The organism is Kosakonia sp. R1.Fl (assembly GCF_023516815.1).
Classification (GTDB): Bacteria; Pseudomonadota; Gammaproteobacteria; order Enterobacterales; family Enterobacteriaceae; genus Kosakonia.
On sequence record NZ_JAMGSQ010000001.1, the window covers coordinates 3,896,725 to 3,919,996 of the forward strand.

The following is a 23,272-nucleotide window of genomic DNA, read 5'->3' on the forward strand; positions in this document are numbered from 1 at the left end:
TCCTTATAAAATCTGCGGGGCGATCTGCCCGGCGATCAGTTCGATGGAACGCAGGATGTCCTGGTGCGAAGGTTCGACCGAATGCACCTGGAAAGAGATATCGGTGGCGCGCGCCAGCACGCTGTCTTTGCTGAGCGAATCCAGAACGGTTTTCGCATCACCGATATGGGCATCAAATTGCTGAATGTAATCAGTGACGTTGTCACCATTTACGCGATAGCCCGCCGCGCGGTGCTGCTGCGCTTGCTTCGTAAGGCCCGGTGCAGCGACGTGAAGCGCGTAATCAACGCTGTCGGCAACAAACGCGGTGCGCGACGCCAGAATGCGCGGTGCTACACCGGATGGCAGCGCGGCAAGGTAGGCATCGATCATCGGGTTCTGGATAGCATCCAGCGGCAGGAAGGGTTCATCCGCAGGGCGCGGTTGCGTGCGCGATAGCATCAATCCGTGACCGCCTTGCGCTGCCCGGATAGCGCCTTCCACTGAGAATGTGGCGATCCACACGCGCTCCGCCAGCTGCGGCGCAGGCGGGTAGAGGTGGTTATCCGGGTGAGTGAGCGAATCCCCGCGCCACGCACTCTGGATCAGATGCAGACCATCGGCAAAGGCTGTCGCACGTTCGTTAATCGTCAGACCAAACGGCAGAAAGGATGTCGGCGTCCCGCCGGAGCCAAAGCCCACTTCCAGCCGTCCGTCGCTGAGCAAGTCCAGCACCGCTGCGTCTTCCGCCACCCGCAGCGGGTTTTCCAGCGGCAGAGTGATGATGGCAGTGCCGAGCCGAATGCGTTCGGTGTGCGCGGCAACGTACGCCAGAAAAACCAGCGGCGACGGTAAACCGCCTTCGTGTTCATGGAAATGGTGCTGCGCAATCCATGCCGTATCGAAACCGTGGCGTTCAGCATGGCGGATCTGTTCCGTCGCCAGCCGGTAGCGCTCTTTGGGCGCGGCGTTATCAAGCAGGCGGGTAAAAAAGCCCAGGCGTTTTCGCGTCATGCGAACTCCTCCGTAGCGGGTGAAAAATGGGGAATGGCGTTGATTAATTCGCGGGTATAGTCGTGCTGCGGCGCGGCAAACAGTTGCTCAACCGGACCGTGTTCGACAACGCGACCATTACGCAGCACCGTGACGCTGTGACCAATACGGCGCACGGTCGCCAGATCGTGGGTGATAAACAGATAAGTCAGCCCCAGTTGCTGCTGCAGTTGCTGAAGCAGGGCGAGGATCTGCGCCTGTACCGTGACATCCAGCGCAGAAGTGGCCTCATCCAGCACCAGAATGGCTGGTTCAAGGATCAGTGCGCGGGCAATCGCAACGCGCTGACGCTGCCCGCCGGAAAGCTCCCGCGCCGTGCGTGCAAGTAACGACAGCGGCAGCGCGACCCGGCGGGCAACTGCCTCCACGCGTGCCATGCGTTCCGCTTTCTCAATGCGCTCAAAGTTCTTTAACGGCTCTTCGATAATCTGCGCCAGCGTCTGGCGCGGATCGAGCGAGGCGAAAGGGTTCTGATAAACGAACTGGATTTTGCGCCGCAGTTGCCGGTGCGCCTCCGGGCGCAACTGCGTGGCATCAATATCATCAATGATCACTCTGCCGCTGTCCGCCTGTTCAAAACCCAGCAGGATACGTGCCAGCGTGGTTTTACCCGAGCCAGATTCGCCCACCAACGCGTGGGTGCTGCCGCGACGCACCTCAAAGCTCACGGCGTCCAGCGCCTGTAACGTGTGGTCCTTACCAAGCGAAAAGCGTTTATGGATATCCAGCAAACGGATTGCCGGCGAGGAGAGCGACTGGCCGGAAACTGGCGCGATAGTCAGTGATTGCCCGTGCACATCGCTGAGCAACTGGCGGGTGTAGGCATGCTGCGGCGCGCGCAAAATATCCGCCGTCTTACCCTGTTCCTGAATTTCGCCGTCACGGAAAACCAGCAGCCGATCGGCGCGCTCGGCGGCCAGCGCCAAATCATGCGTCACAAACAGCACTGCCGTGCCGGATTCACGCCGCAGCACATCCAGCAGATCGAGAATGCGTTTTTGCACGGTGACATCCAGCGCGCTGGTCGGTTCGTCGGCGATAATCACATCCGGTTGCAGAGCGATAGCCATGGCGATCAGGACACGCTGTTTCATGCCGCCGGAAAGCTGGTGCGGATACTGTTTGATGCGTTGCTCTGGATGGCTAAGTCCCACTTTGCTCAACAGCGCCAGCACCTGCGCGTCGCGCTGTCGGGCGGTGAGTTTGCTGTGCAGATGGAGCACTTCCGCCACCTGCGCACCGATCGTTTTGACCGGGTTGAGCGAATTTCCCGGATCCTGCGGCACCAGACTGATGCGCGCCCCGCGCAGACTGTTCAGCCGCTTTGCCGACCACTGGCTTATCACTTCGCCGTTAAGCACAATGTCGCCACTGTCGCGCCGGGCATTCTCAGCGAGCAGGCCAATAATCGCCTGCGCCGTGGTGGTTTTACCGGAACCCGACTCGCCGACAAATGCCAGCATTTCACCACGCTGGAGGGTGAAGCTGACCTGATGCACCACTTCGCGCCATTCTCGCCCGGTGCGATAACTGACGCGTAAATTTTCTACCGATAATACTGTCATGCGCGGTCTCCGCTAAACTGGCGGCTGATGCGGTTTACCGCCAGCACCACCACAACCACGACTACACCCGGGAAGGTCGTCAGCCACCAGGCAGTGGATAAATAATTGCGTCCTTCCGCAATCAGTAAGCCCCATTCCGGCACCGGCGGCGGGGTGCCGTAACCGAGGAAACTGAGGGTGGAAAGGGCGAGGATCGCCTGGCCGAATTGCAGCGTGGCGAACGCCAGTACCGCCGTGAGCGAGTTGGGTAAAATGTGTCGCCACAGGACGGCCAGGAAGGTGCCGCCGCTGCCTCTGGCCGCTTCGACATAATCGGTATGGCGAATGCGCACCACTTCACCGCGCGACAGGCGGGCAAAACTGGCGACCGAAGCCACGCCGACGGCAATTGCCGCGTTCACCGTACCAAAGCCAAGCAAAATAATGACCGTCAGCGACAACAACAGCGAAGGAATTGAGAGCAGAACATCCACCAGACGCATCAGTACCGATTCAACGCGTCCGGCAAGCGCTCCGGCGATAACGCCGGTCAGCGTGCCGACAATCAACCCCATCGCCACCGCCGCCAATGCAGCCGAAAGGGAATGCGACGCGCCATAAACAATGCGCGCATACAGGTCGCGTCCTAGCTGGTCGGTGCCCAGCCAGTGACCAGCTTGTGGCGCCAACCGCTGGGCACCGGCGATACCTTCTGTCGGGCTATACTCGGTAAACAACGCAGGGAATAACGCGGCCAGAACCGCCAGAATAATCACCGTCCACGCCAGCCATAATCCTGGCTGCCAGCGCAAACCCGACCAGACAGGAACCCGTTTGCGTGCGGCGATGGCGTAATCAACCAGGCTCATAACGCCCCTCCGCTAACGGTTTGCAGCCGCGGGTCAAACCACGGCATCAGTAAATCAACCAGCAGGTTGATCAGCACAAAGCCGAGCGCGGAGATCATCACCACCGCCTGCAACACCGCGATATCCTGATTATTTACCGCCTGCTGAGTAAGCTGGCCTAAGCCGGAACGGCCAAACACGGTTTCGGTAATTAGCGCCCCGGCAATCAATTCACCCAGCAGCAACCCGGCAATGTTCAGCACCGGTAGCAGGGCGTTGCCCGTCACATGCCGCCACAGCACGCCGGTTTCGCTAAAGCCTTTCGCGCGTGCTACCGCAACAAAGGGTTGCGCGGCAACCTGATCGATACTGCGCATGAAAATTTGCGCCAGCGGTGCACTAATCGGAATGGCAACGGTAATAATCGGCAGGATCAGCCCCTGTAGTGGCGAAGGGTTAATCACCGGGATCAACCGCCAGTGAAATGAGAACAGCTGAATCAGCGCGATACCCAGCCAGAAGGTCGGCAGGGAGATCAGCAGCACTGGAACAGACTGAATCGCATTACTTAGCCAGCGCAGCGCCGGAAGTCGGGAGGCAAACGCCAGCGTGAAGGCCAGTGCTACCGCGAGCGCAAAGGCGGGGAGCGCCAGCTGGAGCGTGTCCGGCAAATTGCTGGCGATAAGCTCGCTTACCGGCACGCCCGCTTGCACCGAGTAACCAAAATCTCCGCGCACCATGGCAAGCAGGGTATGAAAATATTGCTGCCAGAGCGGGCTGTTTGCGCCGTAGGCCACGCGCATCTCTTCGATTTGCGTCGGGCTGAGGCCCAGATCCGGGTTCTGAAACTTAATCAGCACCGCGTCGCCCGGCAGCACCTGAAGCAGCACGAAGGAGAGAGTAAACGCGACCCATAACACCAGCAGACCTTGCCCGGCGCGCCGCAGAAGATAGTGGCTCATCGCCCGCCTCCTCAGTGTTTTTCAATCCACGCGCCGTAGAACGACGGGCGACCTACTGCTTCAAAGCTTGCGCCTTTTAGCCACGGCGCACCGGCAAAGACCTGTGGCTCTTCAAAAATCGGGATCACATAAGCGTTATCCAGCAGATAACGCTGCGCGTCACCGGTCAGTTGCAGACGTTTTTGTCCATCCACTTCGGCGGAAATGCTCACCAGCAGGTCGTTAAGTTTGTCGTCGCGGAAATTTTTCACCTTGTCGCTGGAGCCACCTTTTTGCAGCAGCGCGTCGCGGTTTGCCGGATAGAACATGCTTTTCACTACATCCGGATCGGCACGCCCGACTTCGGAAACGGTGAGCGGTGTTTTCAGCGGGTCGAGGTTATCCAGCGTATGGCTACCCGCATCGCCGGCTTTTACGCTCAACGCCACGCCAACCTGTCGCCACTGCTGCGCCACCAGTTGCAGCACCTCTTTGTTTTGCGGTTGCGGCAAGGATTCATACACTGCCAGCGCCAGTCGTTGTCCGTCTTTGCTGCGAATACCGTCCGCGCCTGTTTTCCAGCCCGCGTCGTCCAGCAATTGCTTCGCTTTCGCCGGATCGAATGTCTGTTTGTCGCGCAGATCGACGTAACCGGCGGCTGAATGAGCAATCACAGAGGTTGCCTGCGGATAATTCGGCGAGAAAAGGGTATCGACAACTTGTTTAGCGTCGGTGGCGTGCAGCAGCGCCTGGCGGACCCGCACATCGGCAACCAGCGGGTTATCGGGGCGGAAACTTATGCTGTCATTCACGCCACGTGTCGGCGCGGCATAAATGTTGAAACCCTGATCGGTGGCCTGCTTTTCGTCGTACGCCTGCACCTGGCGAATAAAGCCCGCCTGACCCGACAGCAACGCGCCGATGCGCACACTGTCTTCCGGGGTGACAATAATTTTTATGCCATCAAGATTCGCCGGGCCTTGCTGGGTGAGGTTCTTCGGCCCCCAGTGATAATCTTTACGCGCGGTAAGCGTGACTTCACGCCCCAGTTTTTCATCGCTGACAACAAACGGCCCGGAACCAATAATCTGCCGTGCGTCGCCCAGTTGTTCGAAGTTACGCTGTAACGTACTGAGCGATACCAGACCAGAACCAATAGTAGCGGTGCCTTGCAGGAAGCCCGGCGACGGTTTTTTAAAGTAGAACTTAACGGTCTGCGCATCGATCACTTCACTGTGATCGTAGTTATTGATCACTTCCGATACCGGCAGGCGTTGCGCTTTGTTGCCAAGGCCGTAGGTGTCGAAGTTTTTCGCTACCGCGTTGGCATCGAGCGGCGTGCCGTCGGAAAAGGTCACCCCCGGTCGAATTTTAAAGGTGTATTCGGTCTTATCGGCGTTGGTGCTCCAGCTTTCAGCAATCCACGGCTCCACCTGCAGTGTTTTGGGGTTCTGCCAGGTCAGCTTGTCGGTGATTTGATTAAGAATGCCGCCGTTGGGGTAAAAACCGCCGGCAGGAGGGTATAAATTGGTGTGCGCCTGCTGCTCAAGATAAATTAACGTGCCACCTTTAACCGGCGTCTGTGCCGCCCAGCTCTGAACGGAAGCGACCGTTATCAGCGCCGTCAGCAGCGGCAAGCGAAAAGGGATGTGCATGGTGAATTCCTTTGTTATCTATTGTCTTAACGTCGGATTCATCATCCGGTGCGCGCTATAACAAGGGAACAAAGGAATTGAGATAAGCATTTCAGGAAAGCGCAAAACCGGGGCATGCCCCGGTAAGACAGCGCGTTAACGCAGCCAGGGCGTAATGGTCAGCCCAACCAGGACTCCTTCAGGTGCAAGCAGGCGCGTGACGCTCTGCCCCCAGGGTTCCAGACGGTTGGCAACCAGCAGTTGATACCCTTTGTTGACCAACACATCGGTAGCGGTAGCCAAATCCTGCACTTCGAATTCAACCCAGCTTTGCGGAACGGGGTGGGAGTCCGGCCATTTCTCTGCGCCAAAGCACGACGCGGCAGCGTGATGCAACGGCCACAGGGCAAAGTGTTTTGCGCCGTCAAGCGCATCGTGGTCGGCGACAAGGTAATCGCTCGCGCCCTCCATCGGTTTCAACGGCAGCCCAAGGGTGTGCTGGTAAAACGCCTGGCTGTCGGCCACGTTCTTGGGAATTGGGCCGAAACCGGCGATAAACAGCACTTCAAGCCCGGGAATAGTGGGGGTCATAAGCACCTCTGTGTCAGAAAAAAGGGGGCAGTAACGCCCCCGATTATAGGCAATGCCCGGCGATTAATGGCGGAGGTCGATCACCATACGACCACGGATCTGGCCCTGTTCCATCTCTTTAAAGATGGCGTTGATATCTTCCAGCGGGCGCAGCGCCACTTTCGGCACCACTTTGCCTTCCGCGGCGAACTGGAAGGCTTCATTCAGATCCTGGCGCGTACCAACCAGCGAGCCCACGACCTGAATGCCATCCAGCACCAGGCGCGGAATATCAAGGCTCATTGCTTCTGGCGGCAGACCCACGGCCACCACGCGCCCACCGGCGCGCACGGCATCAACGGCTGAATTAAATGCCGCTTTCGCCACCGCCGTGACCACAGCGGCATGCGCGCCACCGGTTTTTTCATGCACCACTTTTGCCGCATCTTCGCTGCGCGAGTTGATGGTCAGATCTGCGCCCATGCTGGCAGCGAGTTTAAGCTGCTCATCATTTACGTCGATGGCGATCACTTTGGCGTTAAACACATTCTTTGCGTATTGCAGCGCCAGATTGCCCAGACCGCCAAGTCCGTAAATAGCAATCCACTGGCCCGGTTTGATCTGCGAGACTTTCACCGCTTTATAGGTGGTCACGCCTGCGCAGGTAATGCTGCTGGCCGCAGCGGAATCCAGCCCGTCCGGCACTTTCACCGCATAATCCGCTACCACAATGCACTCTTCCGCCATGCCGCCGTCCGCCGTGTAACCAGCGTTCACCACCTCACGACACAAGGTTTCATTGCCGCTGTTACAGTACTCGCAGTGACCGCAGCCCTGAAAAAACCACGCCACAGAAGCACGATCGCCCACTTTCAGCGAGGTCACGCCCTCGGCCACTTGGGTGACAATGCCAATGCCTTCGTGTCCGAGGATCACCCCGGTTTTGTCGCCGAAATCCCCGTTTTTCACGTGCAAGTCCGTATGGCAAACGCCACAGCACTCCATTTTCAGTAACGCTTCGCCATGTTTCAGCGGGCGTAATGTTTTTTGAGTCACTTCAACCTGATGATCTTTTGTAACAACAGCAGCCTTCATGGTGCTTCTCCTGTGATGAGGCATGGAACTGAGATCCGGGTGTGGCGTATGGCTTCATCCGTAATATACGTCTTTAGAATTAATGGTTTAGGAGGGACATTCAAGAGCAGGGCAACATGCTGTAATACTTTCTGTGCCTTTCCCCTGGTTTAGGTAGGGTAAACAATCAGTAACCACGCTGTTAATAAGGCTATAGAGTTCACAGCATTAATGTCATGCTACTGTCATCCATTGCCGCCAAATTGTTGCTTTCTATAACAAAAGAGTGATTAACAATGCATCTGGTGAAAAAACTGCTGGCCGTCAGCGTTCTCTTATCCGCCTCGGTTCAGGCACACAATATTCTTGCGTTTCCGCAGCCGGAAAATAACCCGGAAGAATTCTACGCGGTAACGGAAATCCCGGCGGGCGGCATTATTAAGTATGAAACGGACGCCAAAACCGGCTTTATCGTGGCCGACCGCTTCCAGTCAATGCCGGTGGCTTATCCGGCAAACTACGGCTCGCTGACGCAGTCGCTGGCGGGAGATGGCGATCCGCTGGATGTGATTTTCTATACTCGCGCGCCGCTGGTACCAGGAACGCTTATCAAATTGCGCCCGATTGGCGTGCTGAAAATGATTGATGGCGGCGAAACGGACGACAAAATTGTTGCCGTACCGGACAGTAAAATCGACCCGACCTATGACGACATTAAAAACATCACCGATTTGCCTAAAATCGAGCAGCAACGGCTGGAGGCGTTCTTCCGCGTTTACAAACAGTTGCCGGACGGACGTAAAAAAGTGGAACTGAACGGTTTTAACGACGCGGCAACCGCGAAGCAGGAAATCAAACAGGCATGGGAGGCCTGGAAAGCGAAAAAACCGCAGCAGTAAGAAACCGCCTGCATGCCGTTGACATGGGTTGCGCTTTTGAGTGACGTCCTCACTAAAAAGTCTCTGCCGGTTCTGCACGATGTCGATCCGAAGACACGCAGGGTGTCTCCTCCGGGCGAAAAGAATAAACCAGCACCTGTTGCTGACCCGCAGCACAGGCTGATGTTAAAAAACAGGCGCCTTACGGCGCCTGTTTGTTGTGGTACTACAACCTCTGTTGAAGGCGTGCAATCTCCTCGCGCCACTGCGCCTGAAGTTGCGGTTTCTGGTGCTTCGCTTTACGCGCCAGGTCTTCTGCCAGTTGGGTTTCAAGCTTAATTAACCGCTCCAGAAGGGCATCAATATCCTCTGGCTCAGCGGCGACGCTAAGCGCCTCCGGCGCTGACTGCTCGTGGCGAACACTTTCGCGCAGGCGTTCAAACACCGCTTCAGCATCATGCCATTCGCTCAGTTCACCGTTTTCCACCAGCCAGAAGCGGTTACAGCTACTGTTGATAAGCGCTCTGTCGTGGCTGACCAGCAACACACCGCCGCTGAACTGTTGCAGCGTTTGCGCCAGCGCCTCTTTGCCTGCCATATCCAGATGGTTGGTTGGCTCATCCAGCATCAACAGGTTAAAGCGCGCCAGCGACAGACCGACAAACAGCAACCTGGAGCGCTCACCTCCGCTCAGTGTCGCTACGCGTTGCCCGTGGCGCGCCCAGGCAAAACCGGCGCTGATGAGCGCCATTTTGCGATCCTGTGGCGTGGGGGCAAACGGCTCTAGCGCGTCAAACAGCGTAGCGTCATCCGGTAACTGATGCAGCGTCTGGTCGTAGTAACCGGCGTTCAGCCGGGGATGCAAACGCAACCCCGGTGCGCTTTCCTGCTGGTAAGCCCGCCAGATAAGACGCAGCAGCGAGGATTTCCCGCAGCCGTTACGCCCGACAATAGCGACGCGATCGCCGCTTTTCAGCCGCGCGATGGGAACCTGAAACAAGTTCGGTAACCCTGGCGCAGGCGGAACAGCGAGCTGTTCCATCTCCAGCAGACGGTCGGCCCTCAGTTCCTCGCCATGCAACGCCAGCCGCCACTGGCTGCCCTCGGTCAGCTCAGTCTGGCTTTCTTTCAGGCGTTCAACCTGGCGCTCCATCTGTTTCGCTTTGCGCGCCAGATCTTCGTTGTCATAGACGCGCCCCCAGGTGGCCAGCCGTTTGGCGCTGGCGGTAACGCGGTCGATCTCCTTTTGCTCCGCTTTGTGACGCAGGGCATCGCTCTCATCCCGCGCTTCCAGCGCCTGCCGCGCCGCGCTACAGGGGAGTGCGAAGTAGTGCAGCGTATGATCACGCAGGATCCAGCTGCCATTGGTCACCGCATCCAGTAACGCCGCGTCGTGCGACACCATCACGAAACTGCCGGACCAGCTTTGCAGAAACTGTTCCAGCCACAGCAACGTGGGCAGATCGAGGTGGTTGCCGGGTTCATCCAGGAGCAGCAGATCCGGTTCGCGGATAAGCGCCCGCGCCAGCAGCAAGCGGGTATGTTGCCCGCCGCTCAGCGTGGCGGCCGTTAAGGTGATTTCCTGCGGACTCAGCCCCATGCTGGCCAATAATGCTTCGCCGCGCCAGCGCTGGCTGTCGCGCTCAAGTGTCGGGAGCTGCGCCAGTACCGCATCAAGCAGCGTCATCGATAACAGGGCATCGGGCAGATGCTGCTCGACGCGCGCCAGCAGGCACTGGTTCGCCACCGTCACATTGCCGGAAAGCGGCGACAGCGAACCGTCCAGCACTTTTAGCAGCGTACTTTTACCGCAGCCATTGTCGCCAATAAGCCCAAGGCGATCGCCTTTTTTCAGGGTAAAGGAGAGATCGGAGAATAACGGACCAAACGCCGTTTCAACACGGATGGATTGTGCAGATAATAATGTGCTCATTGCTTACTCAAGAGTTACAGGCACGATCGTGCCTCGTCAAACATCGCTGACGATAACCTGGTAAGCCCAAGGGAAGGGATTGTTGTCTTCGCTCAAGCCGAAGTTATCGCAGCACGAAACCGATAACGCTTGAGCTGGCGCGATCGCCAAAGGCATGTGAATAGTCAAACAATTCACAATACAGCATAAGTAGCCTCCTTTTTTATATTCAGTAAGTTAATGGGTGAAAAGGAGTTTAGCGGGGAAATGAATGTTTTACCAGCAGGGAAAAACCCGGCGCACAGCGGCGCCGGGTGCGGAGATCAAATAGAAGTACGGCGGTAGCTGCGGTACTTCGGCTCCCAGAAGTTGTCGTCAATGGATTGCTTCAGCGCTTCGGCCGAGGTTTTTGCCGCCAGGCCTTGTTGTTGCGCCATTTTGCCAACGGCAAACGCAATGGCGCGCGAGACTTGCTGAATATCTTTCAGCTCCGGCAGCACCAACCCTTCGCCATTGAGCAGCAGCGGGGAGTATTCCGCCAGCGTTTCGCTTGCCGCCATCAGCATTTCATCCGTAATGCGCGACGCGCCACTGGAGATAACGCCGAGGCCAATGCCCGGGAAAATATACGCGTTGTTGCACTGGGCAATCGGGTAGGTTTTCTCTTTCCACTGCACCGGTGAGAACGGGCTGCCGGTGGCAACCAGCGCCATCCCATCCGTCCAGCTAATGATATCCTGCGGCGTTGCTTCCACGCGCGAGGTCGGGTTTGACAGCGGCATGATAATCGGGCGCGGGCAGTGTTTGTGCATTTCGCGGATGATCTCTTCCGTGAACAGCCCGGTCTGGCCGGAGACGCCGATCAGAATATCCGGCTTCACATTACGCACCACATCAAGCAGGGAAAGGGCTTCGTTCTGCGTGCCGGTGTCCCAGTTTTGCAGGTTTTCGCGTTTTTGTACCAGCTTGCTCTGGAACGGCAGCAAATTCGGCATTTCGTCCGTCAGCAGGCCGAAACGGTCAACCATATAGACCTTCTGGCGCGCGTCCGCTTCGCTCAACCCTTCGCGCTGAGTCTGCGCAATGATCTGTTCGGCAATACCGCACCCGGCAGAACCCGCGCCAAGGAAGACGATTTTCTGCTGGCTGAGCTGGCTGCCCGCCGCGCGGCTGGCGGCGATCAGCGTCCCGACAGTGACTGCCGCCGTGCCCTGGATGTCATCGTTAAAGCAGCAGATTTCATCGCGATAACGGTTCAGCAGCGGCATGGCATTTTTCTGCGCGAAGTCTTCGAATTGCAACAGCGCGTCCGGCCAGCGCTGTTTCACCGCCTGAATAAATTCATCCACAAAAGCGTAGTAATCATCGCCAGTGATACGCGGATGACGCGAGCCCATATAGAGCGGATCGTTAATCAACTGCTGGTTGTTGGTGCCAACATCCAGCACCACGGGCAGGGTGTAGGCCGGGCTGATACCGCCGCAGGAGGTGTAAAGCGACAGCTTACCAATAGGAATGCCCATGCCGCCAATACCCTGGTCGCCAAGACCGAGAATACGTTCCCCGTCGGTCACCACGATCACCTTGATGTTGTGGTTCGGCACGTTTTGCAGGATGTCGTCCATGCTGGCGCGGTTCTGCCAGGAGATAAACACCCCGCGTGCACGGCGGTAAATATCAGAGAAACGCTCGCACGCCCAGCCGACGGTTGGGGTATAAATCACCGGCATCATCTCTTCGAGATGGTTTTCCACCAGCCGATAGAAGAGGGTTTCATTGGTGTCCTGAATATTGCGCAGATAGATGTGCTTATCGATGTCGGTTTTAAAGCCCTGATACTGCAACCAGGCGCGTTCGGCTTGTTCTTCAATGGTTTCAACCACTTCTGGCAGCAGGCCAAGCAGGTTGAAGTTGCTGCGCTCTTCCATGCTGAAGGCGCTGCCTTTGTTCAGCAACGGAAATTCCAGCAACACAGGTCCAGCGTAAGGGATATATAACGATCGGTTTTTATTATGCTTTGCATTCATCTTACAGCTCCTTGTTCAACTTTCTCCCGTGGGGGTGCGTCACGGGCTGGTACAGCGGCGGGCGCAAGTATAAAGCATCGCTTCAGCAAATACTTCCCGATCGCGGTATTCGTTGATTGAATTTTTAGCAATAACAAGGAGAGGGGGACAAAACACCACCCCGGACGGGGTGGTGAGGGGGGACAAATCAGCCTGCGCGGCGGTGACGCCCGGAGCGGTGAGCGACCACCGTCTCTTCCTGGTTGTCTTTCGTGACAACTTTGCGGGTGTTCGACACTTTGTAATCCAGCCCCATTAGATGACGTGCCTGACGGTTCGATTTCATGCTTACTCCTTAATCCAGTTCAATGTTTCAAGGACAAGCCCGGTGACTGACCGGGCGAAATTCAATCTCATCATTGCGCGGTACAAAAAACATACCGAGTTGTTATCGTCGGACATCACAGCACAAAGTGCAATAAGAAAAGTTACCTTTAGGTTTTATGGTGATAAATAATAAAGCCTCTCTAACAGATTAAATTCCTGCACACTATAGGGTTTGCGAGTAAAAATCCCGAACAGTCTCAATTAAAGTAGAATATTCTTCAGCTTAAACGCCTTCACAAAGTTGCTTGATAGTTACAATGATTAAAGTGATATATTAAGGATGAAACATCATTTCGCTTTTTTATGTGACGAAAAGTAAAAAAATGACATTATCTTCAATATTGCGATATCAACCACTTTAAACCCAGTCTGTAATATGCTTTTCTTAGCACCAATGGAATAATTAAAAATATCTTCGCAATGAGAAAGAGGTAATTCCATGGACGTTCGAAATGGAGTGATTTTTATTTCTTTTGATGCTGTTGCTTTTTCAGGAATTACTGTTGAAGCATTCAAAACAGCACAAGAGTTAGTGCACAAGGGAATTAAACCTTATCTTGATCTTGGTTACGACATCAAGATTGATAAAGGCAAATTCAATAAACCATATGAATGGGAGAATGCTATATATAAAGGTGGCTTTACGCTTGTACGAATAAATGACATTACCAGCCTACCTGATTACAACACCCATTTTATCGAGTATTCGCATAATGTATTGATTAGCCAAAAAATAACTGTTTCATCAGCAGAACGTGAAAGAATCCTTTCCGTTATTGATAAAACAGCATGCCAACTGGCAAAAAAAATCGTGCGGCAATGGGAGCAACTCAATATCGGTACGGTTTATGTTGAAAACGGCACGCTTCCGGAAAATATTATTTATACAAAGGCCCTATATATTGCAATAGATGTATATGGGAAGCGATATGATTTAGAGAAATTCGTCACCTGGCGCGACCATGATTTAATGTGGAACAGCGAAAAAACGGTGATGAAATATGGTGCTTATCCATACCCATATGCCATCAAACCCATAAAATCCCCCTATATCACCTACGTTACGCTTAATGAGGATTTGAAAGCAAAACTTGAAGAATGGTGTAACTATGCTGTTGAAGTTAAAGTTAAAAAGAACGCTTACAACTTTAGCGAGGCGCGAAGTCATAGTGATATGCGGCGCACCCTTGGTATAGGTTGCAATGATATATTGATTGCCCGAACCACGCGCCTTATCCCACAAAAACGGCTTGACCGGGATATTTACCTGGTATCAAAGCTTAACCAACTCTTTCAGCAACACGGTCTCGATGGACGCGTATTTCTTGTCATCGCTGGCGATCGCCATGAGGCACCAGAGTGTTATCAATCGCTGGTTAATTTAGCAAGGACATTACAGGTTGAACCGTTTATACACTTTATTGGCTGGTTGCAGCACGGTTACATGCCCCCGGGCATGAACACCTACACCATTGAAGATTTATATTACTCATGTGACATTGTCTCTTTTCTGACATCGTGGGATTACGACAGTTATGGCAATCCAATTGGTGAAGCGATTAGTCACCGGCGATGTTACATTTCGACACGTTACGAATATTATGATGAGGTCTATGGGCAATATGGTTTCTTTGCGCCAATTATGGACATCTCGGCCGATAAAGATGATTTACCGGACGATGAGTTTATTCTTAGCGTTTATAAACTCATCACCAACAAACCGTTAATGTCAGAAATGGCTTACCAAAATTTTCTTATTGGTAAGAAAATACTTAGCAGTAAGAGCATTGAGTCTTAATTATTACTCAGGGAGAGTATATATGCGTAACAATGTTTATGTTTCGATTGTTTTGCCCGTTTATAACGAGAGCGACAGAATTAACGCAGTGCTTATGTCGTTACTTAATCAAAAAACGTGTAATAACATGCTGACGCATGATAACTGGGAGCTGATCGTTGTGGATAATAATTCCACCGACGATTCAGTGGCGCAAATACATGATTTTCACCGACTCAATCCGGCAATGGATATTCATATCATCAAGGAAACCACGCAGGGTGTCTCCTCCGCGCGAAAATGCGGAATGGACTACGCCTCGCTGCGTTCAAAAGCGCGTGATAAACGCCTTGGCATAAACCGAAAGCACTATATCGTTTCGGCCGATGCGGACTGCACCGTGGACAGCTGGTGGCTGCATACGCTGATTGCAAAAATGATCGAGGAAGAAGGGGACTTAGGCACCTGTAATTACTACTACAACGAAAACGACTTCCGTCTGCGCCCGAACCTGTTTGCCGAGATCCAGAAAACGCTGCGCTGCCGCGATGTCTCATTCTCGCTGTTTGGCGGCTTCCCGGATGGCAAAGGCTTTGCGGTTGAACGCACGATGTACGACAACGTCGGCGGCATTGAGATCTTTTACCAGCTCAATAACGGTCGGTTTGTCGAGCACCTTTCCGATGACTGGGATTTCGGTATTCGCGTCATCGCCGCAGGCGGAAAACCTGTCTACGCACGTGATTCCCACGTTGAAATCAACAGCCGCCGCGTGGACACCATTCTGCAGGAAGTAATAACCGGTGTCGCCTACGGGCAAGATGGCATCATCATCATGAAAGATGTTCGCCCGGAAGGGGGACAGCAAACCTCGCTGAGCGACACGACACCAGAACAGTCATTACAGGCCTGGCACTACTCCATCAAAGATTACGTACCGAAAAATATTGTGCTGCCGGTGCTCCTCAACCCGCATCTGCTGTTGGATAGCGACGCCGTGCGTGACTTCTTCGGTCCGGTGGTGGCTGACCGTCTATTCCGGCGCATTGAGGCCATCAAACACGAAACGCGCATTATCGATTTCACTCCCATCCATGCTTATAAAACGCCCGCTTACCGGCTCTATTTCGAGTTTCGCGACGAGATTTTCAGCGCCATGCGCCGCGCGATGGGCGAAGACATTGGTTTCCCGCCGCCGCTGCCAGCCTGTTTTGACGAGGTTCAGGATCGCGATTTCCAGCGTTTCGTCTGGTATTTCTGTGAGGATCGCGAGTCCGGCATGGCACATAACTACTTTGCCAACGGGGGAGTTTTCTGATGAACAGCACTCTTCTGGAGTCGTTGAACGATCTCGACCCGCACTACCCGGTGCCGCGCGTATACGATTTCCTGGCGGCGCCGGAAAATCACACTTTGCTGGAGTATGTCTACCGGGATCCTTTTGGCTGTCACGTATTTCCGGGCGACATCAAAGACTACCCGCAGGACGCCTTTTTCCGCGAGATGGAACACGACATTAAACAGGCAGCACAGATCCATCTCTGGGCGTCGATTCCCACCTGCCGCTACCGCTGCCATTTCTGCCAGTTCCCGACCATTATCATTAACCCGCAGAGCGCCCCCTCACGGGCCGTTTTTCACCGGGTGGTGGATCAGAACATTCAGGAAGCGAAATTGTGGCTGCAAAACGTGCCCGCGCTGGCTCAAGCAGAAGTGGGCGAATTTAACGTTTTCGGCGGCACGCCGTCGTTGCTGCCGGAAGCGGAACTCCGCCGACTGATTGCGTTTTACCAGCAAAATTTCAATTTTTCTGCCGCCACACTGCGTTTTGAAGGGGAACCCGCAACGCTGACAAAATCCTATCTGCAACTGCTCAAAACGCTGGGTTTCAGCAAAATCAGTTTTGGCGTCCAGTCGTTCAATAACCAGCTTATCGAGGCCTGTGGGCGTAAACATAGCGCGGAAACCTGTGAAGAGACGATAGCCAACGCGCGCGAAGTTGGTTTCGACTGGATAAGCGTGGATCTGATCTACGGTCTGCCAGGGCAAAGCGTCGATGATGTGAAATTTGATATGGAAAAGTGCCGCGAACTGGCGCTTTCTCATGTCGTCTGCACAAAGCTGCATATGGCGGAATTGATGAAGCAGCGCACCGGGGTATCGGGGCAGCGCCAGAGCTTATGGCAGAAAAAAGGGGCCAATAGCGTCTTTCCGGGGCTGGGTAAGCAGTACCAGATGCGCGAGCTGATCGAGCGCTACTTCGCCGATGATTATATTGAGCATCCCACCATGTATTTCCATCAGCGCACACAGCCTGCGGAGAAATGGAAAGGGCTGATTACTGACCTTGATAAACAGTATCCGGAAGTGGCGATTGGCCTTGGCGGCAGTTCGAAATGTACGCAGTCAGAGGCGATCAACATTACGGATTACAAGCGTTACGCCCAGGCGCTGGAAGAAGGGCGCTTACCGATTGAATCGCAGCAGGGGTTTTCCCCGCTCCAGCGCGAAGTTAATGCCTTCAAAATGGCGCTCTCCACGCTGCGTCCGGTCAACGATAGCGAATTCCGCCAGCGCTTCGACGGTCGCAGTTTTTTCAACAACCCGGTTATTCACCGCGCGTTAGAGACGTTAAGGCAAAAAGCGCTCATCACCGTGACTGGCGATGACGTCAGGCTCACGCCAAACGGCGTCACGTTAGTGGAAGCAATCATTAACACTCAATTCACCATGGAGCTTGCACATGAAACACACTGACGCATCCGCACCGGTTTTTAGCCTGTATTACATCGCAATCGACACCGAAGCCGGTGTCACCAATGAACAATTTGAGCAGTTTGTTCGCGAGAAAGGGTGTCACATCCCCTGTTATCCCGGCTGGCGCTGGACGTTGCTGCGCGGCCTGCGGGGAGAGCGCGCCGGGCAATTTCTGATGCTGTATGAAATCGAAAACGCCGACCTGCGCGATCGTTACCTGCGCGCAGACGGCAACCTCACCGAGCTGGCGCGCCAGTTCTGGCGCGATCGCCCGCACGCTCAGCAATTGCTGCGCGAATGGCAACAACTGGGAACATTCAGCGCGTTACCGACGATCTACACCGATTATCGGCTGCTGGCAGAAAACAAAAAAAGCACCGTGATGGATGGCCCCCGTTATCGCGAACGGCCGGGCGAGGAACCGGAAGCCAGAGTCATTGGCATCCATAACCTGGCGCTACGCCCGGATGTCGAAGCCGCGACCTTCGAGACTTTTATCGCCGAAAATTACCAACGCATTGAAGATTACCCGGACTGGAAATTCCGTTTACTGAAAGGCGAGCGCGGCAACAGGCTGGATCAATATGTGGTGATGATGGAGATCGCAAGTCTTGCGGCGCTGGATGTTTTCTATCCTGAGCCGGATATCGCCACCGATCAGGCAGCCATTTTCGCCAGCGCACACCGGGACACCAAACAGATGTACGAGGAGTGGAAACAGCTCGCGTCTTTCTCCGGATCGCCGCAAATCTACACCGATTATCTGGCCGTGGCCGAAAGCCAGGGTTGCGGGGATGAACAAGGAGTGTAGCCAATGACCAATATTTACCCGGCCACAAATACCGGCGCACAGCATGCGACGCGGGCGATATTTTTTATCGCTGGTCTGGCGGTATCGGCGTGGGCACCGCTGATCCCGCTGGTGAAAGCCACGCTGCACGTTGATGATGGCGCGCTGGGTTTGCTGCTGTTTTGCATTGCCGCAGGGTCGATGCTGGCAATGCCGTTCAGCGGCAGCTTAATCAGCCGGTTTGGCTGCCGGGCCGTGATCCTCTGCTGCGCCCTGGTGTTGTGTCTCGATCTGCCCGTAATGTTGTTTATCGATTCCCCCGTCGTGATGGGCGGGGTTCTACTCTTTTTCGGCGCGGCAAATGGCCTGCTCGATGTGTCGATGAACAGCCAGGCGGTGGTGGTTGAGCGTGAATCCGGACAGGCAAGAATGGCCGGGTTTCATAGCTTTTATAGTCTGGGTTGCATCGCGGGTGCCGGAAGTGTCAGCGTGCTGTTGTGGGCAGGTGTGGCACCGCGACACGCCATTTTACTGATTGCGCTGCTGATTCTGGCGATCGCGCTGGCTTCATCCCGCCATTTATTAGCCAGACGCCCGCCACCAACCGGCGCGAAGGGAAGCCTGCTGCGAACGCTGGCGCATCCGCAGGTGCTTTTCATCGCCATCGTCTGTTTTTTTATCTTTCTGATCGAAGGCGCAATGCTGGACTGGTCCGCCGTTTTCCTGCACAGCGAACGGCAGATGCCCGCGCAGCAGGCGGGCCTGGGCTTTACGCTCTATTCCATTGCCGTCGCGCTGGGGCGGGTATACGGCGATCGCTTAATCAACACGTATGGCAACGTGCGCGTGCTGCTCTTCGGCGGCGTGTGTGCTGCAGCGGGGCTGCTGGTGATGGTTTCACTGCATAGCGCCATGCTTTCCCTTGCCGGATTTGCGCTGGTTGGCGCGGGGCTGGCGAACATTGTGCCGGTGCTTTTCTCTGGCGCGGGGAATCAGCCCGGCGTGCCGTCACACTTCGCGCTTCCCGCCGTCACATTATTCGGCTATGCGGGGTTGTTGAGCGGCCCGGCGCTGATTGGTGCCATGGCCCAACACTTCAGCCTGAGCGCGGTGTTCAGCGCCGGCATTGTGCTCCTGCTGCTGGTTAGCCTGCTGGCGCGCAAAATCATCCATTAATTCACGGACGTGTCCGTGTTATCTCAACGGTACGAAGAAAGGAGTCTTTATGAATTACCCATCTCATGCAGTTTTTAGCGTGCACTACATTGGCCTCAACCTGAAAAAAGGGGTAACGGCGGGCGATTTTGAGCAATTCGCCCGCGAGCGCGGTGTGCAGATCCCGGCGTATCCTGGCTGGCGCTGGACGTTGCTGAAAGGTTTACGCGGTGAGCGAGAAAACGAATATCTGATGCTGTACGAAGCGCCGGATGCGCAGCAGTACGCCCGCTATGTGACAGCCAGTGGCGAGCAGACCGCCGAAGCGCAGCAATTCTGGCAGCAACACCCGCAGGCACTGGCGCTGATTGCTGAATGGAAAACTTTCGCGACGTTCGCCGAACTGCCGACCATTTTCACCACTTATTCCCTGGTGGCGGAAAATACAAACAGCTCCCTGCCGGAAGGGCCAAACTACCAGGCCAAAGCCGGGCAAGACACGGTGGCGCGCGTCGTCGGTTTCCACAATCTCGCACTGCGCGCAGGCGTACTGCCGCAGACCTTCGAAAAATTCATTACTGATAATATCCACCGCGTCGAAGATTACCCCGGCTGGAAATTCCACATGCTGAAAGGTCAGGGCGGTAATCGTCTCGATCAGTACGCGGTGATGCTGGAAATCGAGAGTCTGGCGTCGCTGAACGCCTTTCATCCGGGGCTGGATGTCTCCACGGAAAAATCACTGGCCTTTGTCGCCGCACATCAGGATACGGAACGCATGTATGACGAGTGGCGCACGCTCGCATCGTTTTCCGGTGCGCCACAGCTCTATACAGACTATCTGGCGATAGCCGGGAACGCCGGTTAACCTCACTTACTCCTGTCGGGCGGTGGCGGCCATCAGGTGGCTGAGATCACCGCCCAGACGGGTGTTTTGCAGCGGGCGCAGGGGCGCTATACGCTGGCGCAGCGCATCATCACACCTATACAACTGGCACCAGCCTTCAAGCCAGGCCAGATTGGTCGGGTGCTGTAAAAACGACACATCCTGCGTAACGCCCGTTTTTTGCGCAAACGGCTGCGCATCGGTTAACCCGCCAATCACCACTTTCCCCAGACGCCGCAGCGCGTCGTGATTTTCCGCTTCTGGATCGACACCGTTCGCACGGGCAAACAGCGCAATCATCACCAGAGGCTGGATAGCGTAATTGTGGTAAGAGAAAGCCCGCTGGCGACGGCGCAGTTCGTTGGGTAAAAAACCTTGCGGACCAATTTGCTGCATCGCCGTGCGGTAAATATCCAGCGCGTCGGTAAAGAGATCGCGCCGCTGCGTGACGACCGCGGTTGCCATAATGGCCCAGGCCGCCCAGTAGCTGTGGTTATTGACTTTATTCAGCGGTAAATCATGCCATTCGTTAACGGTTAAATCGCCAAGTGTGCTGAGCCAGCGCTCAATATTTGCCTGCTGAGCCGGATAAGCGCGCAGCGGATGCAAAGGCGAATATTGCAACTGCAGCCAGGAAGAAGAGAAGGTGGCCAGCGCCCATTTACGCATGGATCTGCCGGTATGGTTCTTCGCATCACCCGTTAACGCACCCGCGCTGGCCCAGTCTGCCAGGGCATTGACCACACAGGCGACGTTCGACGGGTTCCCGTTTTGCGCCCAGGCGGTGACCTGGCGGCTGACAAAGCGCTCCATATCAGTAATCGATTTTGTTTGCTGGCGAAAAGCGGCGTCGGCTTCAGGATTGAGCGTGGCACGCGCGCTGTCGGAGCCTTCATACTTGCTTTGAAAATCCAGCACGCCAGTAAAAGGGGCGGGTGCAGTGGGGCAGTTAACCGCTTTTGCTGTTTTGTGTTCCGGCGGTTGCATAAACCCGGCGGGAGGAGAAAGGCGATCGGCGCCATGGGCGGCTGCCGAAAAGATGAAGATCAGCACTGCTCTTAGAAACACCATGCTATGTCCTGTTTTCCGCGACCGGGGAGCAGCACTATAGCATGGTGTCTGGGACTATCAGCTACCGCCGAAAACATGTACTGCGCGATGAAGGCGGGCGGCGCGTTCAGAGAGATCTTCCGCCGCGCTGGTGACATGTTCCACCATGCCGGTGTTATTGTGCGTCATGGTGCCAATACGCGAAACGGACTGGTTAATCAACTCCAGCGCCTGTGTCTGTTCGTGGGTGGCGATGCCGATCTCTTTAATCATCGCCGACATATTGATCACGCTGTCGATCATCGCTGTCAGGTGGGTTTCGGTGTTCGCTACCATCTCAACGCCGCTTTTCACGTTAGCCACGTTGTGTTCGATGAGCGTCTGAATTTCACGCGCGGCAGAGGCGGAGTGTTGCGCCAGATTACGCACTTCCGCGGCAACCACGGCAAAACCACGCCCGGATTCACCGGCACGCGCCGCTTCCACCGCCGCATTCAGCGCCAGAATATTGGTCTGAAAAGCGATACTGTCGATGACGCCAATAATGTCGACGATTTTGTTATTGTCCGCGGAAACCGACTGCATCATGGCAATGGTCTTTTTCATCACATCGCCGCTTTCCATCGCGCTGGCGCTGGTCTCATCCGCGCGCGCCATCGCTTCTGTTGCGGTTTCCGCCGTTTGCCTGACTGCGCTTGCAATCTCTTCAACTGCCGCCGCAGTCTGGTGCAGATCGCCGGAAGTTTCTTCTGTGCGTTGACGCAGGGAATCCCCCTCGCTGGAGATGCGCCCGCTAATGACGCGAATGCCTTTTATTTGCGCGGAAACATCGCCCACCAGCGAATTAAGGTTCAACCCGGACTGGTTTACCAGGCGCATCAGCAAACCAATTTCATCCACACGGTTAAAATGGCGATAGTCGGCTTTTCGCCCGGAGACCACTTTTTGCATTTGTGACAAAACTATTTTTAGCGGGCGTGATATTTGGCTCTGTAAAAAAGCGGAAAGTAACCCCAGTACAATAACTGTTACACCGGCTTTTTCAGCAGCATTAAATGGCAAAAATTGCAATACCACTAACAGGGCAGCGGTAATAATGCCGCCCAGGTTAATACGTTTTGAAACACTAATCCGCTGGAAAATTGAAAGGAAAGAAAATAAACCTCGGCGGACCACTAAACCTTTATAAAAACGGAAACCGCGAAGTTTGTTTTCATTCACTTGATCATAAAGCGCGGCGCTGGCGTCAATTTCATCGCGTTGTGGAATATTCCGCACCGAGATATAACCGGTCAACTCGCCTTGCTGATAAACCGGCGTTACGTTGGCGCGCACCCAGTAGTGATCGCCGTTCTGTCGGCGATTTTTCACCATCCCGGTCCAGCTGTCACCTTGCTGGATGGTAAACCACATATCACCAAACGCGGCGGGTGGCATATCCGGGTGGCGAATAATATTGTGCGCTTCACCCATCAACTGGTCTTCGGTAAATCCGCTGGCGTCAATAAATGCCGTATTGGCATAAGTAATATGGCTGTGCGTATTTGTGGTCGACAACAGCGTCGCCCCATCGTTAAGCAAATACTCTTTCTGTGTAACAGGAGTGTTACGCTTCATGAAAAACCCCGTAATGTACCGCGATCAATAAATGCTGACGCGGTAATAGGCTTTTTTATAATTTACCGGCCAGTGAGTTTTTGTTATTACCCGTGCATTCTCCACAAAGTTATCGGCAACGGAAAGTAGCTGCGTTAAATATTTTTTTAGTCATACTTACGACTCAATTTATAAATATTGTTATGATTTTGCGAAAGAAAAATGACGACAAAAAAACAAACCAGCCATAAGTACATTCTTAAGTCAAATTAATAGCCAGTGATGCAGCAAAGGCGAATAAATAGACGATCAAAAATAGAAACATTAACATCGCGGGCTAACATTTTTACTTTTGGATAAAGCCCAGAGCATAAGAAAAGGACAATACCATTATTTTCTTAATGGCTATTAGCGATGCTGGAGAATATCTGTTGC

The 23,272-nt window shown here is 54.6% G+C and carries 19 protein-coding genes; 7 read left to right on the plus strand and 12 right to left on the minus strand.

The features are described from left to right. Nucleotides 1–3 precede the first annotated feature (3 nt). From M8Q36_RS18455 to adhP, 7 genes are all read right to left on the minus strand, one after another. Complete coding sequence (locus M8Q36_RS18455) at nt 4–993, minus strand: putative FMN-dependent luciferase-like monooxygenase (RefSeq protein ID WP_249881862.1); 990 nt, start codon at nt 991–993, stop codon at nt 4–6. Then, entirely contained in the window at nt 990–2,597 is a 1,608-nt protein-coding gene (locus tag M8Q36_RS18460; RefSeq protein WP_249881863.1) for a dipeptide ABC transporter ATP-binding protein, read from the minus strand. Before M8Q36_RS18460 ends, M8Q36_RS18455 begins: the two co-directional genes overlap by 4 nt. After that, nucleotides 2,594–3,445: an ABC transporter permease gene (locus M8Q36_RS18465; protein ID WP_249881864.1), complete on the minus strand. Its 852-nt coding sequence runs from the start codon at nt 3,443–3,445 to the stop codon at nt 2,594–2,596. Before M8Q36_RS18465 ends, M8Q36_RS18460 begins: the two co-directional genes overlap by 4 nt. Then, nucleotides 3,442–4,386 (minus strand): ABC transporter permease, encoded by a 945-nt coding sequence (locus M8Q36_RS18470; protein ID WP_249881865.1) that lies wholly within the window; start codon nt 4,384–4,386, stop codon nt 3,442–3,444. The genes M8Q36_RS18465 and M8Q36_RS18470 overlap by 4 nt, the downstream gene beginning before the upstream one ends. An 11-nt stretch (nt 4,387–4,397) precedes the next feature. Further along, complete coding sequence (locus M8Q36_RS18475) at nt 4,398–6,020, minus strand: TIGR04028 family ABC transporter substrate-binding protein (RefSeq protein ID WP_249881866.1); 1,623 nt, start codon at nt 6,018–6,020, stop codon at nt 4,398–4,400. A 135-nt stretch (nt 6,021–6,155) separates the two neighbouring features. Further along, nucleotides 6,156–6,590, minus strand: a complete 435-nt coding sequence (locus tag M8Q36_RS18480) for a VOC family protein (protein WP_249881867.1) — start codon at nt 6,588–6,590, stop codon at nt 6,156–6,158. A 63-nt stretch (nt 6,591–6,653) separates the two neighbouring features. Next, nucleotides 6,654–7,664 (minus strand): alcohol dehydrogenase AdhP, encoded by a 1,011-nt coding sequence (gene adhP, locus M8Q36_RS18485; protein WP_249881868.1) that lies wholly within the window; start codon nt 7,662–7,664, stop codon nt 6,654–6,656. Nucleotides 7,665–7,939: 275 nt separating this feature from the next. On the opposite strand from adhP, the gene M8Q36_RS18490 reads away from it, so the two are divergent. After that, nucleotides 7,940–8,542, plus strand: a complete 603-nt coding sequence (locus M8Q36_RS18490; RefSeq protein WP_249881869.1) for an inorganic diphosphatase — start codon at nt 7,940–7,942, stop codon at nt 8,540–8,542. 205 nt (nt 8,543–8,747) lie between these two features. On the opposite strand, the gene M8Q36_RS18495 is transcribed toward M8Q36_RS18490, so the two are convergent. The 3 genes from M8Q36_RS18495 to sra all read right to left on the minus strand — a co-directional run bounded on the left by M8Q36_RS18495 (nt 8,748) and on the right by sra (nt 12,785). After that, nucleotides 8,748–10,454, minus strand: a complete 1,707-nt coding sequence (locus M8Q36_RS18495; RefSeq protein ID WP_249881870.1) for an ABC-F family ATP-binding cassette domain-containing protein — start codon at nt 10,452–10,454, stop codon at nt 8,748–8,750. Nucleotides 10,455–10,756: 302 nt separating this feature from the next. Next, nucleotides 10,757–12,460: an NAD-dependent malic enzyme gene (locus tag M8Q36_RS18500; RefSeq protein ID WP_200550992.1), complete on the minus strand. Its 1,704-nt coding sequence runs from the start codon at nt 12,458–12,460 to the stop codon at nt 10,757–10,759. A gap of 187 nt (nt 12,461–12,647) precedes the next feature. Then, entirely contained in the window at nt 12,648–12,785 is a 138-nt protein-coding gene (sra, locus tag M8Q36_RS18505; protein ID WP_086868995.1) for a stationary-phase-induced ribosome-associated protein, read from the minus strand. Between the two features lie 480 nt (nt 12,786–13,265). Here sra and M8Q36_RS18510 point away from each other — a divergent pair, with 480 nt between their 5' ends. The 6 genes from M8Q36_RS18510 to M8Q36_RS18535 are packed head-to-tail and all read left to right on the plus strand — an operon-like array spanning nt 13,266 to nt 20,173. Continuing rightward, the gene (locus M8Q36_RS18510) at nt 13,266–14,624 is read left to right on the plus strand and encodes a glycosyltransferase family protein (protein ID WP_249881871.1); all 1,359 of its coding nucleotides are present in this window, start codon (nt 13,266–13,268) and stop codon (nt 14,622–14,624) included. Nucleotides 14,625–14,646: 22 nt separating this feature from the next. After that, nucleotides 14,647–15,921 (plus strand): glycosyltransferase family 2 protein, encoded by a 1,275-nt coding sequence (locus tag M8Q36_RS18515; protein ID WP_249881872.1) that lies wholly within the window; start codon nt 14,647–14,649, stop codon nt 15,919–15,921. Continuing rightward, entirely contained in the window at nt 15,921–17,360 is a 1,440-nt protein-coding gene (locus M8Q36_RS18520; protein WP_249881873.1) for a radical SAM protein, read from the plus strand. The genes M8Q36_RS18515 and M8Q36_RS18520 overlap by 1 nt, the downstream gene beginning before the upstream one ends. Continuing rightward, nucleotides 17,347–18,171, plus strand: a complete 825-nt coding sequence (locus M8Q36_RS18525) for a hypothetical protein (protein WP_249881874.1) — start codon at nt 17,347–17,349, stop codon at nt 18,169–18,171. The genes M8Q36_RS18520 and M8Q36_RS18525 overlap by 14 nt, the downstream gene beginning before the upstream one ends. Nucleotides 18,172–18,174: 3 nt before the next feature. Next, nucleotides 18,175–19,326, plus strand: a complete 1,152-nt coding sequence (locus M8Q36_RS18530) for an MFS transporter (protein WP_249881875.1) — start codon at nt 18,175–18,177, stop codon at nt 19,324–19,326. 49 nt (nt 19,327–19,375) lie between these two features. Next, nucleotides 19,376–20,173, plus strand: a complete 798-nt coding sequence (locus M8Q36_RS18535) for a hypothetical protein (protein ID WP_249881876.1) — start codon at nt 19,376–19,378, stop codon at nt 20,171–20,173. A 6-nt stretch (nt 20,174–20,179) separates the two neighbouring features. On the opposite strand, the gene M8Q36_RS18540 is transcribed toward M8Q36_RS18535, so the two are convergent. Next, nucleotides 20,180–21,262: a mannuronate-specific alginate lyase gene (locus M8Q36_RS18540; protein WP_249881877.1), complete on the minus strand. Its 1,083-nt coding sequence runs from the start codon at nt 21,260–21,262 to the stop codon at nt 20,180–20,182. A 57-nt stretch (nt 21,263–21,319) separates the two neighbouring features. Then, on the minus strand, nt 21,320–22,858 hold the full coding sequence (locus M8Q36_RS18545) for a methyl-accepting chemotaxis protein (RefSeq protein ID WP_249881878.1): 1,539 nt from the start codon (nt 22,856–22,858) through the stop codon (nt 21,320–21,322). Nucleotides 22,859–23,272 lie beyond the last annotated feature (414 nt).

Coding starts and splice junctions, on each gene's coding strand:
- M8Q36_RS18455 (WP_249881862.1), bottom strand. CDS start 993: ATGACGCGAAAACGCCTGGGCTTTTTTACCCGCCTGCTTGATAACGCC.
- M8Q36_RS18460 (WP_249881863.1), bottom strand. CDS start 2,597: ATGACAGTATTATCGGTAGAAAATTTACGCGTCAGTTATCGCACCGGG.
- M8Q36_RS18465 (WP_249881864.1), bottom strand. CDS start 3,445: ATGAGCCTGGTTGATTACGCCATCGCCGCACGCAAACGGGTTCCTGTC.
- M8Q36_RS18470 (WP_249881865.1), bottom strand. CDS start 4,386: ATGAGCCACTATCTTCTGCGGCGCGCCGGGCAAGGTCTGCTGGTGTTA.
- M8Q36_RS18475 (WP_249881866.1), bottom strand. CDS start 6,020: ATGCACATCCCTTTTCGCTTGCCGCTGCTGACGGCGCTGATAACGGTC.
- M8Q36_RS18480 (WP_249881867.1), bottom strand. CDS start 6,590: ATGACCCCCACTATTCCCGGGCTTGAAGTGCTGTTTATCGCCGGTTTC.
- adhP (WP_249881868.1), bottom strand. CDS start 7,664: ATGAAGGCTGCTGTTGTTACAAAAGATCATCAGGTTGAAGTGACTCAA.
- M8Q36_RS18490 (WP_249881869.1), top strand. CDS start 7,940: ATGCATCTGGTGAAAAAACTGCTGGCCGTCAGCGTTCTCTTATCCGCC.
- M8Q36_RS18495 (WP_249881870.1), bottom strand. CDS start 10,454: ATGAGCACATTATTATCTGCACAATCCATCCGTGTTGAAACGGCGTTT.
- M8Q36_RS18500 (WP_200550992.1), bottom strand. CDS start 12,460: ATGAATGCAAAGCATAATAAAAACCGATCGTTATATATCCCTTACGCT.
- sra (WP_086868995.1), bottom strand. CDS start 12,785: ATGAAATCGAACCGTCAGGCACGTCATCTAATGGGGCTGGATTACAAA.
- M8Q36_RS18510 (WP_249881871.1), top strand. CDS start 13,266: ATGGACGTTCGAAATGGAGTGATTTTTATTTCTTTTGATGCTGTTGCT.
- M8Q36_RS18515 (WP_249881872.1), top strand. CDS start 14,647: ATGCGTAACAATGTTTATGTTTCGATTGTTTTGCCCGTTTATAACGAG.
- M8Q36_RS18520 (WP_249881873.1), top strand. CDS start 15,921: ATGAACAGCACTCTTCTGGAGTCGTTGAACGATCTCGACCCGCACTAC.
- M8Q36_RS18525 (WP_249881874.1), top strand. CDS start 17,347: ATGAAACACACTGACGCATCCGCACCGGTTTTTAGCCTGTATTACATC.
- M8Q36_RS18530 (WP_249881875.1), top strand. CDS start 18,175: ATGACCAATATTTACCCGGCCACAAATACCGGCGCACAGCATGCGACG.
- M8Q36_RS18535 (WP_249881876.1), top strand. CDS start 19,376: ATGAATTACCCATCTCATGCAGTTTTTAGCGTGCACTACATTGGCCTC.
- M8Q36_RS18540 (WP_249881877.1), bottom strand. CDS start 21,262: ATGGTGTTTCTAAGAGCAGTGCTGATCTTCATCTTTTCGGCAGCCGCC.
- M8Q36_RS18545 (WP_249881878.1), bottom strand. CDS start 22,858: ATGAAGCGTAACACTCCTGTTACACAGAAAGAGTATTTGCTTAACGAT.